The sequence below is a fragment of the Schaedlerella sp. genome (assembly GCF_056796775.1).
In genome coordinates this window covers 1-16,409 of record NZ_JBQIKP010000044.1, presented here as the reverse complement: position 1 = coordinate 16,409, position 16,409 = coordinate 1, and the positions used below count along the sequence as shown (strand labels likewise).

The following is a 16,409-nucleotide window of genomic DNA, read 5'->3' as shown; positions in this document are numbered from 1 at the left end:
TACTTTCCAGTCAGATACGAAACTCGTTTATTATCTCTTCGGAACTGCTTCTCTGCCGCAGCGCTTCCTGTTCCAGAATCCTGATTCGGGAATGGATGGCCGATCCCGGCAGATGATTACATCATGCCCATTCCGCCAGCGCCGCCTGCCGGCATTGCCGGGGTGTCTTCCTTGATGGTCGCTACAACAGATTCTGTTGTCAGCAGGGTGGAAGCAACGCTTGTCGCGTTCTGTAACGCGCTTCTTGTCACCTTCGCCGGATCCAGGATTCCTTCTTTTACCATATCCACATACTCTTCCTTGTATGCGTCAAAGCCTACGCCAACCTCGGACTCTCTTACTTTATTTACAACCACAGAGCCTTCCAGTCCTGCGTTGCTTACGATATGGAACAGCGGGGATTCCAGAGCCTTCAGGATGATCTTCGCTCCGGTCTTCTCGTCTCCGTCCATCTCCTCCGCCAGCTTCTCAACCTGCTTTGCAGCATGGATATATGCGGAACCGCCGCCTGCGATGATACCCTCTTCTACGGCTGCTCTTGTTGCGTTCAGAGCATCTTCCATCCGAAGCTTTGCTTCCTTCATCTCGGTCTCGGTCGCAGCGCCTACACGGATCACTGCCACGCCGCCTGCCAGCTTCGCAAGTCTCTCCTGCAGCTTCTCTTTATCAAAATCAGAAGTGGTCTCTTCGATGCCCTTCTTGATCTGAGCCACTCTGTCGGCAATCGCCTGCTTGTCACCGGAGCCGTCTACGATCACAGTGTTTTCCTTCTGTACCTTGACGGACTTCGCGCGTCCAAGCTGATCCATGGTGGTATCCTTCAGATCCAGGCCAAGTTCTTCGGAAATCACCTGTCCGCCTGTCAGGATCGCAATATCCTGCAGCATCTCTTTTCTTCTGTCGCCGTATCCCGGAGCCTTAACTGCCACTACGTTGAAGGTTCCGCGCAGCTTGTTCACGATCAGAGTGGTCAGCGCCTCTCCTTCGATATCCTCTGCGATGATCAGAAGCCTTGCGCCGGACTGTACCACCTGCTCCAGAAGCGGAAGGATATCCTGGATATTGGAAATCTTCTTATCTGTGATGAGGATGTACGGATCTTCCAGAACCGCTTCCATCTTCTCCATATCTGTCGCCATATATGCGGAGATGTAGCCTCTGTCAAACTGCATACCTTCTACCAGATCCAGCTCTGTCAGCATGGTCTTGGATTCTTCGATGGTGATCACGCCGTCGTTGGAAACCTTCTCCATTGCGTCTGCTACCATCTCTCCCACTGCCTCGTCTCCTGAGGAAACTGCGGCAACTCTCGCAATCTGCTCTTTTCCGGTTACCTTGCTGCTCATCTCCGCGATTGCTTCCACAGCCTTGTCTGTAGCTTTCTTCATACCCTTGCGGAGCACGATCGGGTTCGCGCCTGCTGCCAGGTTCTTCATTCCTTCGTTGACCATAGCCTGTGCAAGTACGGTTGCTGTTGTAGTTCCGTCGCCGGCTACATCATTGGTCTTGGAAGCAACCTCCCGGATAAGCTGAGCTCCCATGTTCTCAAATCCGTCTTCCAGTTCGATCTCTTTCGCGATGGTCACGCCGTCGTTTGTAATCAGCGGAGCGCCGAAGGACTTATCCAGTACTACGTTCCTTCCCTTTGGTCCCAATGTCACGCTTACAGTATCCGCAAGCTGGTTCACACCTTTTTCCAATGCTGCTCTGGCTTCTGCGCCAAATTTAATTTCCTTTGCCATTTTTCATTCACCTCATCATTATCATCTATCATTTTTAAGCTGCGTCTCTGTTATGAAAAGCTGCTGATTCCTATGCTTCCACGATTGCCAGAATATCATTCTGCTTTACGATAATAAACTTCTCTCCGTCCAGCTCCACGTCTGTTCCCGCATACTTGGAGTAGATGACTCTGTCTCCCTCCTTCACCTGCATGGTCACTTCTTTTCCGTCTATGACTCCGCCGGGTCCGACTGCGATGACTTCTGCTTCCTGCGGCTTCTCCTTGGCCTGTCCCGGAAGAACGATACCAGACTTTGTTGTTTCTTCTGCTTCTAACTGTTTTAATACAATTTTGTCACCTAATGGTACTAACTTCATTGTAATTCCTCCTTCAAACATTTTCTTTGTTAGCACTCATTTCGTTTGAGTGCTAACCCATGAATATAAAATAGCACTACGCCGACGATTTGTCAACAATGTTTCCAAATTTTTATAATTAGTTTATAAACCTTTTTTCCGACACACTGTAAAATCCGTTCTCGATCCGGAATGTGATCATGTTCCCGTCCTCGGACCGGAAGCGTTCTTTTACCACTCCAGAGCAGTACAGAAGCTCCTTTTTGGTGGAAATGTAGCACTGATACTTGGCATCCAGGGAGATCACCGTCAGGTCTTCCTCCGTCAACTCTAAGTATATGTAGTCTTCCTCCATGTCATACCTGTAAACTTTGCACTTGTGCGTCGTATCATCCAATACCACGTCCGCAGAGATGGTCTTTGCCATCCGCAAGTCTACCGAATTCCCTTCAAACATTGTGTTTTCCTCCTTTATTTAGGCGTTTATTCAATAAATTCCACCTGTACGGCAGAGCATCCTTCGATACTTCACCGCACAGGCGGAATACGTTTCCTGTAAAAAAGGATATCAGAATCCTGACATCCCCTCTTATCCCAACCGGCGGAGCTTCGATCCGTCCGAGGCGCGGAGCAAATCTCACATCCGTTCCTTCTTGATCTTTTCCAGCTCCGTAAATACATATTCATTCAGGACCTTTATGTATGTTCCTTTCATCCCCGAAGAGCGGGATTCGATCACCCCGGCGCTCTCGAATTTTCTTAAGGCGTTGACGATGACCGAGCGGGTGATTCCCACCCTGTCCGCAATCTTGCTGGCCACCAGGATTCCTTCCGTATCTCCCAGTTCGTCAAAGATATGAAGGATCGCTTCCAATTCCGAAAAAGAAAGCGTACCGATGGCGGACTGTACGATATGCTCCTTCCTGGATTCTTCCGCGCTCTCCTCGTTCACGGAGCGGAGCATCTCAAGTCCAACAACTGCAGTCCCGTATTCGCTTAAAATGATATCGTCGATCTCATAAAGCGGCCCCTGCTTGTATACAAACAAGGTGCCCAGCCGTTCACCCGCAATGTCGATAGGGGTGATGATGGCCTGATAGCCTCTTACGGTCTCCGGAGTGAAGCCAAGCGTCTCCAGATTGACATTTTCCTTCGTGGACAGAATGCTGAGAAGCCGCTCATTGAGCATCTCGTCAATATGCGCTCCCACCGACTCCGCGATCAGTTCTTCAATTCCCTTGATCCTAGCGGATCTGCTGACTCCCAGGATCTTGCCCTTTTTACTGACCACCAGGACATTGGAATCCAGGATCTCTGTCATCACCGCGCAGATGTCGTTAAATACCACCTTGCTGGAATTGTTATTGTGAAGCAGTTTATTGATCTTTCTTGTTTTATCTAATAATTGTACACTCATCAGCTTCCTCCACCTTTATCAAAGACCGTATTCTAATTGTATATACAACTCATTACATTTACCAGATAAAACCATGTTATCATACAATTTTCAAAATATCAATTAAAATGTGAATATATTTTACAGAAAAACGCCAAATATTTATTATACTCACGGCCGATGAAATCTGCCGTGAGTATCCTTTCTAATTCTCCTGTTTTTTATTTCTCACATAGCCGCATTTTTCGTCCGCGCAGACCAGCTTATTGCCTTTTTCTACCATATATCCGCCGCATTCCGGGCATTTTTCTGCGGAAGGCTTCTGCCAGGACATGAAGTCGCATTCCGGATTGTCCTCACAGCCATAATACTTTCTGCCCTTTTTCGTCTTGCGGATGACGATCTCTTTTCCACAGACCGGACAGGGAACCCCGATCTTTTCGAGATAAGGCTTCGTATTGCGGCAGTCTGGGAAGCCCGGACAGGCAAGGAACCTGCCGTGGGGGCCGTACTTAATCACCATATTGCGGCCGCATTCCTCGCAGACCACATCCGTCACTTCATCTTCTATGGTCACGCTTTCCTGTTCCTTCTCCGCCACCTGGACCGCTTCGTCCAGATCCGGATAGAAGTTGCGGATGACCTCCTTCCAGGGCACCCTGCCCTCCTCCACCATATCCAGAAGCCCTTCCATATTGGCCGTAAAATGGATATCCACAATACTCGGGAAGGACTGCTTCATGATGTTGTTGACCACCTCCCCGATCTCCGTCAGATAGAGGTTCTTTCCTTCCTTGGTGATGTACCGCCTTCCCAGGATCGTGCTGATGGTGGGCGCATAGGTACTTGGCCGTCCGATCCCCTGCTCCTCCAGCGCCTTCACCAGCGTCGCCTCTGTATAATGCGCCGGAGGCTGGGTAAAGTGCTGCTTCGTCTCAAAGTCTTGCCTGGTGAGCTCGGAATCTTTCTGCAGGCCTCCTACCAGCACGTTGCTTTCTTCCTTTTCCTCGTCCGCTTCCATATATACGGAGCGGAAGCCTTCAAATGCCACCCTGGACGCGGAGATGGTAAAGACATACTTTCCTGCCCCGATCCGGACCGAAGTGGTCTCGAACCTTGCCGGCTGCATCCGGCTTGCGGTAAAACGCTTCCAGATCAGCTGGTACAGCCGGAACTGATCCCGAGACAGGGAATCCTTCAGGGCTGCCGGAGTCCGGGTGATATCCGACGGGCGGATGGCCTCGTGAGCATCCTGGATCTTCTTTTCGGTCTGCTTTGCCGTGCTGCCGGACGCTGCATATTCTTCCCCGTAGCTCCGGGCGATGTACTCTCTTGCCGCCGCGTCCGCCTCGTCCGAGATCCGGGTGGAGTCGGTACGCAGATAGGTGATCACACCGACGGTCCCGTTTCCCTTGATATCGATTCCTTCATATAACTGCTGGGCGATCCGCATGGTCTTCTGAGTGCCGAAATTCAGCGCCTTTGCCGCTTCCTGCTGCAGGGTACTGGTAGTAAAGGGCAGAGGACTCTTCCGGATCCGCTCTCCTTTTTTGATATCGATGATGTGGTACTGCTCCTGTTCCACTTCCTTCAGGATCTGATCCAGCTCCTCCCTGGAATGGATCTCCATCTTCTGCTTTTCCGTGCCGTAGAACTTGGCCGTCAGCGGTCGTTTTTCTCCCTTGACGCGGAGAAGCGCATCCAATGACCAGTATTCCCTGGGAATAAACGCGTCGATCTCCGCTTCCCGGTCCGCAATGATCCGCAGAGCCACGGACTGCACCCTTCCGGCGCTTAATCCCCGCTTCACCTTTGCCCAGAGGAGAGGGCTGATCCGATAGCCCACCATCCGGTCCAGAATCCGGCGCGCCTGCTGAGCGTCCACCAGGTCCGTATTGATATCCCTGGGGGCCTTGAGCGCAGACTTTACGGCATTTTTCGTAATCTCATTGAAGGTGATCCGGCGCATTTTTTTCTCATCCAGCTTCAGAGCCGCCGACAGATGCCAGGAAATGGCTTCCCCCTCGCGGTCCGGGTCGGTTGCCAGATAGACCTTGTCAGCCTTTTTCACTTCCTTGCGCAGGCTGGCCAGGATATCTCCCTTTCCGCGGATGGTAATGTACTTCGGATCGTAGTCGTGCTCCACGTCAATTCCCATCTGGCTTTTCGGGAGATCACGGACATGTCCGTTGGAGGCCGCGACCGTATAATTATTTCCTAAAAATTTTTTGATTGTCTTCACCTTGGCAGGCGACTCCACAATCACAAGATAATGTGCCATGTAAACCTTTCCTCCCAGAGTGGAAAATCCGCAGATCTTCCACATATGATCATACTCTGACATAATAATTTTTCGAAACTTCCTGAACGTATCCTTTGATCTCCAGGGAAACCAGTGTTTCCAATACTTCCTGAGCCGAAAGTCCGGACTCATCCATAATCTGTCCGATATTCCTGGGATAAAGAACAACTGAACTATACACCATATCTTCCAGACTTTCAAGCATTTTTTTTGCTTCCGCGTTTTTTTCCTGAAAATTTCCTCCGGAAATCCCCATCTCCTCCAAAAGCATTTCCGGGGAGATCAGGATCCCTGCCCCCTGCCGGATCAACTGATGGCAGCCCCGGCTCAGACTGCTGTCCACAGGCCCCGGCAGGGCATAGACGTCCTTTCCCTGCTCCAGCGCCATGTCCGCCGTGATCAGTGAGCCGCTTTTTTCCCTGGCCTCCATCACCAGCAACAGATCGGAAAGGCCACTGATGATCCGGTTCCTTTTGGGAAAATGATACGGCTTCGGAGGGGTCCCCGGAGGAAGCTCTGAGAGGATCCCGCCCCCCATCTCCAGAATGTCTCCGTAAAGTCCGATGTTCTCCCGTGGATAACAGATATCCACTCCGCTGCCCAGGACGGCAAAGGTCTTTCCCTGCCCCACCAGCGCTCCCCGCTGACTCACGCCGTCAATACCCCGGGCCAGACCGCTGATGACCTGGATCCCGTGTCCGGACAGGGATTGGGCAAATTCAAAGGCATATTTTTCCCCATAACGGCTGCAGTTCCTTGCTCCCACAATGGCAACGCCAGGCAGCCGCTCGTCCGGAAGGCTCCCCTTGACATAAAGGGCATAGGGTTTGTCCGGGATATCTGCCAGCTTTTTCGGGTACTCCGGATTCTGGCAGGTGACAAGACGGACCTGCTTTTTCAAAAGGCGGTCATATTCTCCCTGCAAGTCCCATATTTTTTTCGCCTGAATCATTGTATTACAGTCTCTTTCATTTAAGAACCGAAACCTGTTTAAAGTTGTTTCTTCTATATAATAGACTCCCTCTGCCGATTTCATGTATTTGCAAAGCAAAGTTTTTTTCCGGTCAGAAATGGAGAGCGCAGCCAGCCAGTATTCATATGGATTCATCTTATCGCCCCCAATACTTTTTGTCGAGTGTGCGGTATCCCACCGCTTCCTTCAGATGCTTTTCCAAAATCTGCTCCTCTCCGTCCAGATCGGCGATCGTACGGGCCACCTTTAAGATCTTGTAATAGGTCCGAGCGGTCAGACCGAGGCTGGAAAATGCCTGCTTCATCAGCGTTTCTTCCGCTTCCCCCAGCACGCACCACCGGTTCGTCTCCTGAACCCCCAGCATGGCGTTCGTCAGGATGCCTGTGCCCTGGTAACGCCGGTTCTGCACCTCCCTGGCACGGCAGACCCTCTCCCGGATCTGGGCGGAGGTTTCTTCCCGCCCTTTGGCGCAAAGCGATTCATACTCCACCCGGGGCGCTTCCACGCAGATATCCATCCGGTCCAGGAAGGGCTGGCTGAGCTTCCCCAGATAGTGCTGAATCTGTCCAGGCGTACAGGTACACCGGTTCATGTCCGGATAGCAGCCGCAGGGGCAGGGGTTCATAGCCGCCACCAGCGTAAAATTGGCCGGAAACAGGTAACTGCCCTGGCTTCTGGTGATCCGCACCTGATGATCCTCCAGAGGCTGGCGCAGCACTTCCAGCACATTTTTCTGAAATTCCGGAAGCTCATCCAGAAACAGCACTCCCCCATGGGCCAGGCTGATCTCTCCCGGAACCGGTATCTTTCCTCCTCCCACGAGCGCAGCCTTGGTGGAGGTATGGTGGACACTCCGGAAGGGGCGGTTCTGGATCAGAGGTTTTTCGCTGTCCAGCATTCCCAGGATGCTGTAGATCTTCGTGACCTCCATGCTTTCCTCCAGCGTCATGTCGGGAAAGATGGTGGGAATTCGCTGGGCAGTCATGGATTTTCCGCTTCCCGGAGGGCCGATCAGGAGCAGGTTGTGTCCTCCTGCCACCGCCACCTCCGCCGCGCGCTTCACCGCCGCCTGGCCGCAGATATCGCCGTAGTCCAGGCCATGGACAGTCTCTCCCTGCTGTTTGACTGCCGGATAGGTTTCCGGCGCAATCTGTACTTTTCCGCTCAGGTATCGATATGTCTCCTCCAGGCTCTCCACACCGATCACGTCGATCCCCTCGACCAGCGCCCCCTCCGCCGCGTTGACACGTGGTACCATACAGGCGTGGATTCCGGCAGCTCTGGCCTCCGCCACGATCGGCAGGATGCCGGGTACCTTCCGCACCTTGCCGTCCAGACTCAGTTCTCCTAGGATCAGCATGGATCGAACCGCCTCGGAGTCCAGTCTGCCCAGGGAAAGCAGGATACTGACTGCAATGGGCAGGTCAAAGGCCGCCCCCCGCTTCTTCATCGTTGCCGGCGCCAGGTTGATGACCGTCTTTTTTGCCGGAAAATCCAGGCCGGAATTGCGGATCGCCGTGCGCACCCGTTCGGCCGCCTCCTTCACCTCCGACGAAAGGTATCCCACCATCTGAAACGCCGGAAGGCCGTTGCTCACATCCGCCTCCACATGGATAAACTCCACCTTTAAACCAAACATGGATGCAGATAATACTGTGCTGAAGCTCATTCATACACTTCCTTTCTGTTATGAAAAAATTTTGCGGTCAGGTATCTGCAATACACAATTTTTCATTTGTGAATGAGACTGAATTGAGAACCGTACTTTCCACAGGAAAAGAATGTCCGCATTGCTGACCGCAGTTTTCAGTTACCACAAGTTGATGAATCTTGACCGAAACGGCCGGATTGCCCGGTACAGAAAGTACCGCTTGATGTCTGTTATCATACCTTATCTGGCTGAGGCTTGTCAACCTCTTTTTTTAACGCACGCAACAATTTTAAGTGGAAAAGCACAAAATCCCATATTTCCACATAAACTATATCAAATGTGCCAAGAGGTGTCGTCTTGAAATCATTTCCCAATCCCCTCACTCCTTCGGAAGAGAAATACTACATCCAGAAATATACGGAAGGAGACCTTCAGGCAAAGCATATCTTGATCGAACGGAATCTACGGCTCGTCGCACATGTGATCAAAAAGTACCAGTACCTGGAAGAAGACCAGGAAGACCTGATCTCCATCGGAACCATTGGGCTGATCAAGGCAGTGGCTACATTCAATGCGGAAAAAGGGAACCGGCTGGCGGCATATGCCTCCAAATGCATTGACAATGAAATCCTGATGTATCTTCGGTCCCGTAAAAAAACATGCAGGGAGATCTCCCTGTATGAACCGATCGGCACGGACCGGGAAGGGAATGAGATCAAGCTTTATGATATCATCGAAACGGAAGAGGAGGATGTCCCGGAACGGCTCTATCTCAAGGAAAATATCCAGAAGCTCTACGAAAAGGTAGAAAATGAACTCTCCCAGCGTGAAAAGCTGGTATTGAAAATGCGGTATGGACTGTATAACGGAGAAGAATATACCCAGAGAGAAATCGCCCGGCAGCTCGGGATCTCCCGGTCATATGTATCCAGGATTGAAAAAAGCGCAGTGGAAAAGCTGCGGATTTTTTTTCATACCTGAAATAAGAAGACTGTATGATATTCCGTGATATTATACAGTCCTCTCCTCTACATATCTCTTTTTTTTCATATCTCAGCCCTTGGTTGCGCCGGCAAGCATGGCATTCTGTACCTGTTTGCTTAACAGGACATAGATAATCAATACAGGGAGCGCAGCAACCACCATTCCTGCTCCGACAGGCCCCCACTCTGTATAGTACATCCCTGTCAGACTCTGCAGTCCGACCGTCAGCGTCTTATATTTCGTATCACTGATAAACGTCATGGCAAACATCAACTCATTCCAGGATGATAAAAAGGAAAAAATTGCAATTGTCGCCAAAGCCGGACGCACCAGCGGAAGGATAATGTGAAAAAAAGTCTGATAAATACTGCATCCGTCAATGCAGGCCGCTTCTTCCATCTCACGCGGAATTGTTTCATAGTGATTTCTCAGCACCATGATTCCAAACGGCAACGCAAATGCTGTATATGGTATGATCAGCGACAGCGGAGTGTTCAGCACCCCCATCGTTTTAAATAAAATAAAAAGCGGAAGTAAAGTCGCATGAATCGGAATCGTCAGTCCCGCCATAAAGATCCAGTAAACAACGCCGCTTAATTTCCATTTCATGCGACTGATCGCGTAAGCTGCCATTGCGATCAGGATCGTCGACAAAAAAATCACTGCCATGGAAATCCAAATACTGTTTAGCAGATATGTCAGTACATCGCCTCCCATAAGCGCATTTCTGTAATTTTCTATTTTCCAGATCTTCGGCGGTCCCAATATATTTCCTCCAAAAATTTCTTCATTACTTTTAAAAGAAAAAAACACAAGCCATATCAAAGGATATATCTGGAAGAGCGCAAAAAAAATCAAGAACATCATAAGTATAAAACGGATGAAAGGATTTCCGGTCCGCCTGCTGAATATTTTCTTCATGTTTCCACATCTCCTTTCAATATTCTACCTGCCGTGTCCTGATCATTTTCTGAAGAGCAAACGCAATGATCACACATTCCGCCACAATAAAAATTGCCATCGCGCTTCCATAGCCATAACGGTTGATCACAAAAATGCTGTTAAACATCATAGAACTCGGAACTTCCGTTGCGTTTACCGGTCCGCCGTTTGTCAGTACATAAATCAGGTCAAAAGCTTTCAGGCATCCCGTGATCACAAAAATCGCACAGGTTTTCAATGTCGGCAGGATTAATGGAATCGTAATCCTCATTGCCGCCTTTACCCCTGTCGCTCCATCAATCTGGGCCGATTCATAGATATCCTGTGGTATTGATTTGATTGCAGCATACAAAAGCAACATATGATATCCTATATATTGCCAGATATTTGCGGCAATCACACAGTATAACGCCGTATCTACATCCCCCAGCCAGTTATGTGTCAAAGATTCCAGTCCTGCTGACTGTAGAAAGGAATTCAGAACCCCGTAATTCGGATTATATATCTTCATCCAAAGCTGTCCTACAACTACGGTAGAAAGCGTTACCGGAATAAAATAGATCGTGCGAAAAATCCCTTCTCCTTTGATACCGGAAGTCAGAATCAGTGCCAGAAACAGAGCAAAGGGAAGCTGGAGCAATAACGTCAGAACAGCCAGAAGCATTGAATTTTTTACTGATTTTTGAAAGATCACATCCTGAAGCATCTCAAAATAATTCTGTGCCCCGATAAAAGTGCCCTCTCCGATCCCGCTCCATTCCAGGGTACTGTAGTAAACAGAGAATCCAATCGACACAAGCAGCAGGCCGCCGAACAAAAACAGTGACGGCAGGATGAAAACAGCAATTGCCTTTTTATTTCCCATAAATCGGTTCATTTCTATCCCCTCGCTATTTGTAATCGCTTGCGCGGCAAATGATTGCCGCGCATTCCGTAAGAAAGTGTTACAAACCAGTCAAAATTTCGAAAAAATCAGCGGGTCGCATCCATTGCTTTGATATATTCATCTACTGTCATCTGCTTTGCATAGAATCCTTGTGTACAATTTTCATGGACACTTGCTGCTTCTGCATCCAGAAGTGTATTCCATGCAAGGCAAAAACCATCCGCCCCTTCCATCAGTTCCCCTAATCTCACTTGGAAATCCTGAAGCTCTGCATCTCCTTCATAGATCCAGGTAGGAAGAATCGCTCCGGTTTCATAGGCATAATCTGAAAACTTCTGGCTCATAAATACAGCAAGTTCCACAGCCGCTTCCACATTTTCAGATTTTGCAGATACCATCAAAGTGGCGCTCGCACCGCCGATATACGCATTCTGATCACCAGAAGCGCCTTCGATCGACGGGAAATTTACCAATGTCAGATTCATGCCTTCTCCGATAAAATCACCTACCTGCCAGGTTCCGCTGTAGTACATTGCGGCACGTCCCTGCTGAAATTCATTCAGAGCCTCATCATTTGTCAGGGCAACCGAGCTATCCGAAAATACTCCCTTATCAACCATTTCGATCAAAGTTTCTGCTGACTTTCTCACATATTCCTGGTCAAATTTTCCCTCACCGTTCAGAAGTGCTGTTGTTTCATCCACTCCACCGTAACGAAGAGCCAGAATTCCAAAGGGGAACAGACCCGGCCACTTATCCTTCTCTCCCATAGCGATAGGCACAATACCGTTTGCATTAAATACATCTGAAATCTCATACAGATCCTCCAGTGTCTCCGGTGCTTCTACTTCATATTCATCAAATACCTCCTGGTTGCATACCAGTACGCCTAAGAAGCTGTCCAACGGAAGACCGTACAGGGAGTCATCATAGTAGAAATTGTTACAGATATTCGGAAGCATTTCATCCATATTAATCACACCGCTTTCCACATAAGAGTCCAGATTTTCTACCATCCCCGCATCCACAAAGGAAGTTGAAAATCCGCCTCCCCAGGAACAAAACACATCCGGAGCAGAGCCTGCTGCAAGTGTCGTCTTCAGTTTTGTTTTGTAAGCATCATTATCAGCCTTATCTTCCTTGATCGTTACATTAGGATGGGCTTCTTTATATTCGTTCAGCGCCTTTTCCCATGCAACGGTCTGACCATTGGAGGCATCTACATAAATATGTCCCAGTGTAAGTTCAATCTGCTCTCCCACATCTGAGGTATTCTCTTCTCCTTTGCTTTCTGTTTTGCTTTCTCCTGTACTTCCACAGGCAGCCAATGATACAGCCAGCACCGCTGCCATACAGACTGCACCGCCTTTCCTCCACCAATTTTTCATCGTTTCTTTGTTATCGGTATCAATCCCGATAACCTCCTCCTTCCTGTCAAAAGATTTTATAACTTTTTCTGGTATTTTGATTATAACTCTTAGAGTTCCTTCTTTTTCTTTGCATTTTTACTAATTATACAAATATTTTTACATATTCTGCATTTTTATATCCACATTGCACAACCCCATCATATAAAATAATCCTGTTCAAAAAGTTTATATTTATCTTCCTCGATATTCCAGCGGAGAACAGCCCTCTACTTTTTTAAACAAAATACCAAAATAATTTGGATTATCAATTCCCACCCTTTCTGCAATTTCGTAAATTTTCAGGTCGCTGTTTTTCAGCAGTAATTTTGCTTTTTCAATGCGCAGATCTGTGAGGTATTCTACGAAAGACCGTCCTGTCTCCTTCTTAAAAATCCTGCTCAGGTAGCTGCTGTTCAGATAAAAAACCTTTGCCGCCGATGCCAGTGACAGCTCTGGTTCACTGATATGCTCTTCCATGTATTGTTTGATCGTATAAATCAATCTGGACGGACGTGCACTGCTGTTCTCTCCGCATCTTTTCATCATCTTTTTACAGATCTCAACAAAATACTCCTGCAAAAAATGCAGTGTAGGTGTCTGGAATACCTTTTGATAATGCTGGTTATATTCCTCCTGAAAGTTTTCTGTCGATCCGTGATTCATCAAATAGAGATAGAACACCGCGTTCAGCAGTTGCAGGCGCAGATACGAGAGGTCCATCAGATTTGTATGCTTCCAGCCTTCAAACCATTTGTCGACCAGAGACAGCATTTGGGCGGGGGAATCTGTTTCTATATATTGCTGTAGTTTTTTCAGGTCCGTAAATGCGATCGGCCTGACTCTGCGTTCCGCCTGCTGTCCCTCTCGATTATTTCGATACCGGTTATCACCAAATGCGATCGCACAATTCAGACGGTTATTTGCCAAAAGATAGGATTCATGAATATCCTCTATGCTGTATTGTTCCATTCCTATTCCATACGCAATCGAGAAGTGAAATGTATCCATCCATTCCACTTCCAGTTGTTCTAAAAACGGTTCCCACATGAAATCAGAACAGAGGCAGATCAATACCATATGTCCAAATTTATCCGGCACCCATACAAATCTTTTTCCCGCATGAAGCTGCAGATATCGTTCCAGCCATTCTGAATCTCCCTTTTTGATGTGATTTCCGGCTAATATTTGAGAAAAGTCATCGAATCCAAGCACAGCTGCCTGAAAAAAGTCCCAATTTCCAGGAATCCACTGGTGAATGATCGGTGAATTCAGTATCTCTTCCTCCGCATCCATTTCCAAAAGCTTCCGCAGATAATATTCCCGTACTATAGTCTCATTTTCTTTCCGGTAATCTGCCAGCTCCTGAAATAACAGATTCTGTTTTTTATCTGCCAATATCCGTTCTTTCGTCTCTAGTGCAACTGCTTTTAATTCCTCTTCATTCACAGGCTTCAGCAGATAATTGTCCAATCCTACCTGAATCCCCCTCTGCGCATATGCAAAGTCATCATGGCCAGTTACTACGATAACCTTCACATCCGGTAAGCACTCTTTTATTTTTTCTGTAAAAGACAGTCCGTCAATCTCCGGCATACAGATATCCGTCAATACAACATCCGGCCTGGTTTCTTTTGCTGCCCGCAAAGCGGATGCGGCAGATTCAAATTCTCCAACAATCCTGTATCCAAGCTTTTTCCAGTCGATGCAATTGCGTATATACTGGCGGATTAAATATTCATCGTCTACGATCATCAGTTTCAGCATAGGCTCTTCTCCTCTCTCACTAAATACATATAAGAACACTTTGGAAAATGTATGCAGAAGTCCTGCCGCCTGCGGCCTTTCTGCATACATTGGCATTCAGAATTTCTGCAGAGGAATATACAGAATAATGTGAGTTCCCTGATTTTTTCTGCTATGAATCTCATAGGATGTCTGCTCTCCATAGCAATATTCCAATCGCCAGAAGGTTCCCATCAGACCGAACGATTTTTCATTCTCATGCTTCTCCTGATGAAGGATCTCATCTAGCAGCTCCTGAGACATCCCAATCCCATTGTCCAGGACTTCCAGCTTCAGACAGGTATCTTCCTGTACCGAAATGCGGATGGTGATCAGCCCCTGTTCCGTAAATCCATGAATCCCGTGGTTGATTGAATTTTCTACAAGAGGCTGTAGTACAAGCTTTAATATTTTGCAGTGAAATGACTCCGGATCCACTTCATAAATCACGTCAAACTCATCGCTATACCGCATCTTCTGAATTTCCAGATAGCTGGTCAGCATCTGGACTTCCCGCTCGATCGTGATAAAATCATCGCCCTTGCTCAGATTGATCTTATAAAACTGTGCCAGTTCGTTCATCATTCGATAAGCATCGTCATAGCGTTTTAATAAAAATAAGGATTTTATAGAATCAAAAGTATTATACAGAAAATGCGGATGGATCTGCATATTCAGCACATCCAGGTCTGCCTTTCGCTTTTGTCGTTCCACCTGCTTCGTCTGAACCAGCAGGTTCTGGATCTCATCTACCATCTCGTTATAGACATTGACAAACTCCTGAATCTCGTAATGGCTGGTCCGAATTGCCACACGTTCAAATTTTCCGCACTTTACCTGCTCCATAGACTGCATCAATGCGTTAATTGGCTGGGTATACCAGCGTGCAACAAACAAAGTCCCCGCAAAAATAACAAGGGACTGCAGCACCAGTAAAAGCAGTGTAATGATCGTTCCGCTTTGCTCCCGCTGATATACTTCATCGAAAGACAGCATATTCATATAGACCAGTCCGTTGTCCTGATACAGGGACACATAATATCTGCTGCCGCCGAACCTCTCTACAACCGAAGTTTCCTCCTGCTCCATCATATCCTTCCGCAGCATTTTTAGCTGTCCCTGAAATCCATCGTCTACGGTATTGATCACAGGTTCCCCCTGTTCAGTAAATATAGCATAGCGGATATCAAACTCGTTTGTTTCCTGATTTGTCAGTGTCTGTTCCAGCATTTCCTGTGATACGTTGATCACCATATATCCCATGGGCTTCATAGTAGCCAGACTGCGGATGGCACGGCTGAAGGAAATTGCCGGTATGTCTGTCTTCTCAAGAAACATATCATCGCAATAATAATTTAACCGGTATCTGCCGTCGTCCTCCCCGTACCACCCATATTCCCGGATGTCTGAATGCACCAGAACCCGTTTGCCTGATTTGTCAGCACTGGCAAGAAGTCTCTGTTTACTGAATATATAGATAGACTCGATCAGATCAATATTGCCTGTCAGTTCATCCAGATATCCATCCACCTGTTCTACCATCCGATAATCTGCCTGTCCCTGCATCCTTCCTTCCAGAGTACTCTGCACTCTAGCGTTAGACAGGCAGATATAGGAATAGGTATCTATATTTTTCACTGTATTATGTATCAGCATACTGATACTGACCAGATTCGCCATCGATACGTCCCTGATCTTTTCGTATAAAGTACGGTTTCTGTAAGACTGCAGGATCACCATTGTCATAACTAACACAGTAGCAATAATGATCATCATAAAAGCTGACATTTTTGTAGCAATGCTCTGATGATGAAAGCTCTGCTTTGCTTTTTCTTTCCAGTTTGTGTTCAACCTGTGATTCCCCTTCCGTTTTTGCCTTTTCACAATTCACTATATTGTAATTATAACATACCGCAGCCTACGGCTGCAATCAAACCAAAAAGCAAAAAGAATCATCCTATTCGTAGATGCACGTGCTATAATGCACATATACGGTATCTTGTAC

The 16,409-nt window shown here is 47.8% G+C and carries 13 protein-coding genes; 1 reads left to right on the top strand and 12 read right to left on the bottom strand.

Annotation, left to right across the window (positions count from 1 at the left end; genetic code table 11):
* Positions 1-116: 116 nt before the first annotated feature.
* From groL to ACTOY7_RS16755, 7 genes are all read right to left on the bottom strand, one after another.
* Positions 117-1,742 (bottom strand): chaperonin GroEL, encoded by a 1,626-nt coding sequence (gene groL, locus ACTOY7_RS16785; RefSeq protein ID WP_160282047.1) that lies wholly within the window; start codon positions 1,740-1,742, stop codon positions 117-119.
* Between the two features lie 70 nt (positions 1,743-1,812).
* Complete coding sequence (gene groES / locus ACTOY7_RS16780; RefSeq protein WP_160282046.1) at positions 1,813-2,100, bottom strand: co-chaperone GroES; 288 nt, start codon at positions 2,098-2,100, stop codon at positions 1,813-1,815.
* A gap of 118 nt (positions 2,101-2,218) precedes the next feature.
* Positions 2,219-2,536 (bottom strand): hypothetical protein, encoded by a 318-nt coding sequence (locus ACTOY7_RS16775; protein WP_160282045.1) that lies wholly within the window; start codon positions 2,534-2,536, stop codon positions 2,219-2,221.
* A 180-nt stretch (positions 2,537-2,716) separates the two neighbouring features.
* Positions 2,717-3,496 (bottom strand): GTP-sensing pleiotropic transcriptional regulator CodY, encoded by a 780-nt coding sequence (gene codY / locus ACTOY7_RS16770; RefSeq protein WP_160282044.1) that lies wholly within the window; start codon positions 3,494-3,496, stop codon positions 2,717-2,719.
* Positions 3,497-3,680: 184 nt separating this feature from the next.
* A complete protein-coding gene (gene topA, locus ACTOY7_RS16765; RefSeq protein WP_482671207.1) occupies positions 3,681-5,756 on the bottom strand; it encodes a type I DNA topoisomerase in 2,076 nt (691 codons plus the stop codon).
* A 49-nt stretch (positions 5,757-5,805) separates the two neighbouring features.
* The gene (gene dprA, locus ACTOY7_RS16760; RefSeq protein WP_160282042.1) at positions 5,806-6,885 is read right to left on the bottom strand and encodes a DNA-processing protein DprA; all 1,080 of its coding nucleotides are present in this window, start codon (positions 6,883-6,885) and stop codon (positions 5,806-5,808) included.
* A 1-nt stretch (position 6,886) separates the two neighbouring features.
* A complete protein-coding gene (locus ACTOY7_RS16755) occupies positions 6,887-8,419 on the bottom strand; it encodes a YifB family Mg chelatase-like AAA ATPase (protein ID WP_160282041.1) in 1,533 nt (510 codons plus the stop codon).
* A 339-nt stretch (positions 8,420-8,758) separates the two neighbouring features.
* Here ACTOY7_RS16755 and sigK point away from each other — a divergent pair, with 339 nt between their 5' ends.
* The gene (sigK, locus tag ACTOY7_RS16750; RefSeq protein ID WP_160282040.1) at positions 8,759-9,382 is read left to right on the top strand and encodes an RNA polymerase sporulation sigma factor SigK; all 624 of its coding nucleotides are present in this window, start codon (positions 8,759-8,761) and stop codon (positions 9,380-9,382) included.
* 72 nt (positions 9,383-9,454) lie between these two features.
* Here the strand turns inward: sigK and ACTOY7_RS16745 are convergent, their stop codons facing one another.
* The 5 genes from ACTOY7_RS16745 to ACTOY7_RS16725 all read right to left on the bottom strand — a co-directional run bounded on the left by ACTOY7_RS16745 (position 9,455) and on the right by ACTOY7_RS16725 (position 16,255).
* Positions 9,455-10,150 carry a carbohydrate ABC transporter permease gene (locus ACTOY7_RS16745; RefSeq protein ID WP_482671206.1) on the bottom strand — a complete coding sequence of 232 codons (696 nt, stop codon included), beginning with the start codon at positions 10,148-10,150 and terminating at the stop codon, positions 9,455-9,457.
* Positions 10,151-10,322: 172 nt separating this feature from the next.
* Positions 10,323-11,204 carry a carbohydrate ABC transporter permease gene (locus ACTOY7_RS16740; RefSeq protein ID WP_160282038.1) on the bottom strand — a complete coding sequence of 294 codons (882 nt, stop codon included), beginning with the start codon at positions 11,202-11,204 and terminating at the stop codon, positions 10,323-10,325.
* Positions 11,205-11,299: 95 nt separating this feature from the next.
* Positions 11,300-12,565, bottom strand: coding sequence for an ABC transporter substrate-binding protein (locus tag ACTOY7_RS16735; protein ID WP_160282037.1), 1,266 nt, complete (start codon positions 12,563-12,565; stop codon positions 11,300-11,302).
* Positions 12,566-12,814: 249 nt separating this feature from the next.
* On the bottom strand, positions 12,815-14,386 hold the full coding sequence (locus ACTOY7_RS16730; protein ID WP_482671205.1) for a response regulator transcription factor: 1,572 nt from the start codon (positions 14,384-14,386) through the stop codon (positions 12,815-12,817).
* Between the two features lie 96 nt (positions 14,387-14,482).
* Positions 14,483-16,255: a sensor histidine kinase gene (locus ACTOY7_RS16725; RefSeq protein WP_160282035.1), complete on the bottom strand. Its 1,773-nt coding sequence runs from the start codon at positions 16,253-16,255 to the stop codon at positions 14,483-14,485.
* Between the last annotated feature and the right edge of the window lie 154 nt (positions 16,256-16,409).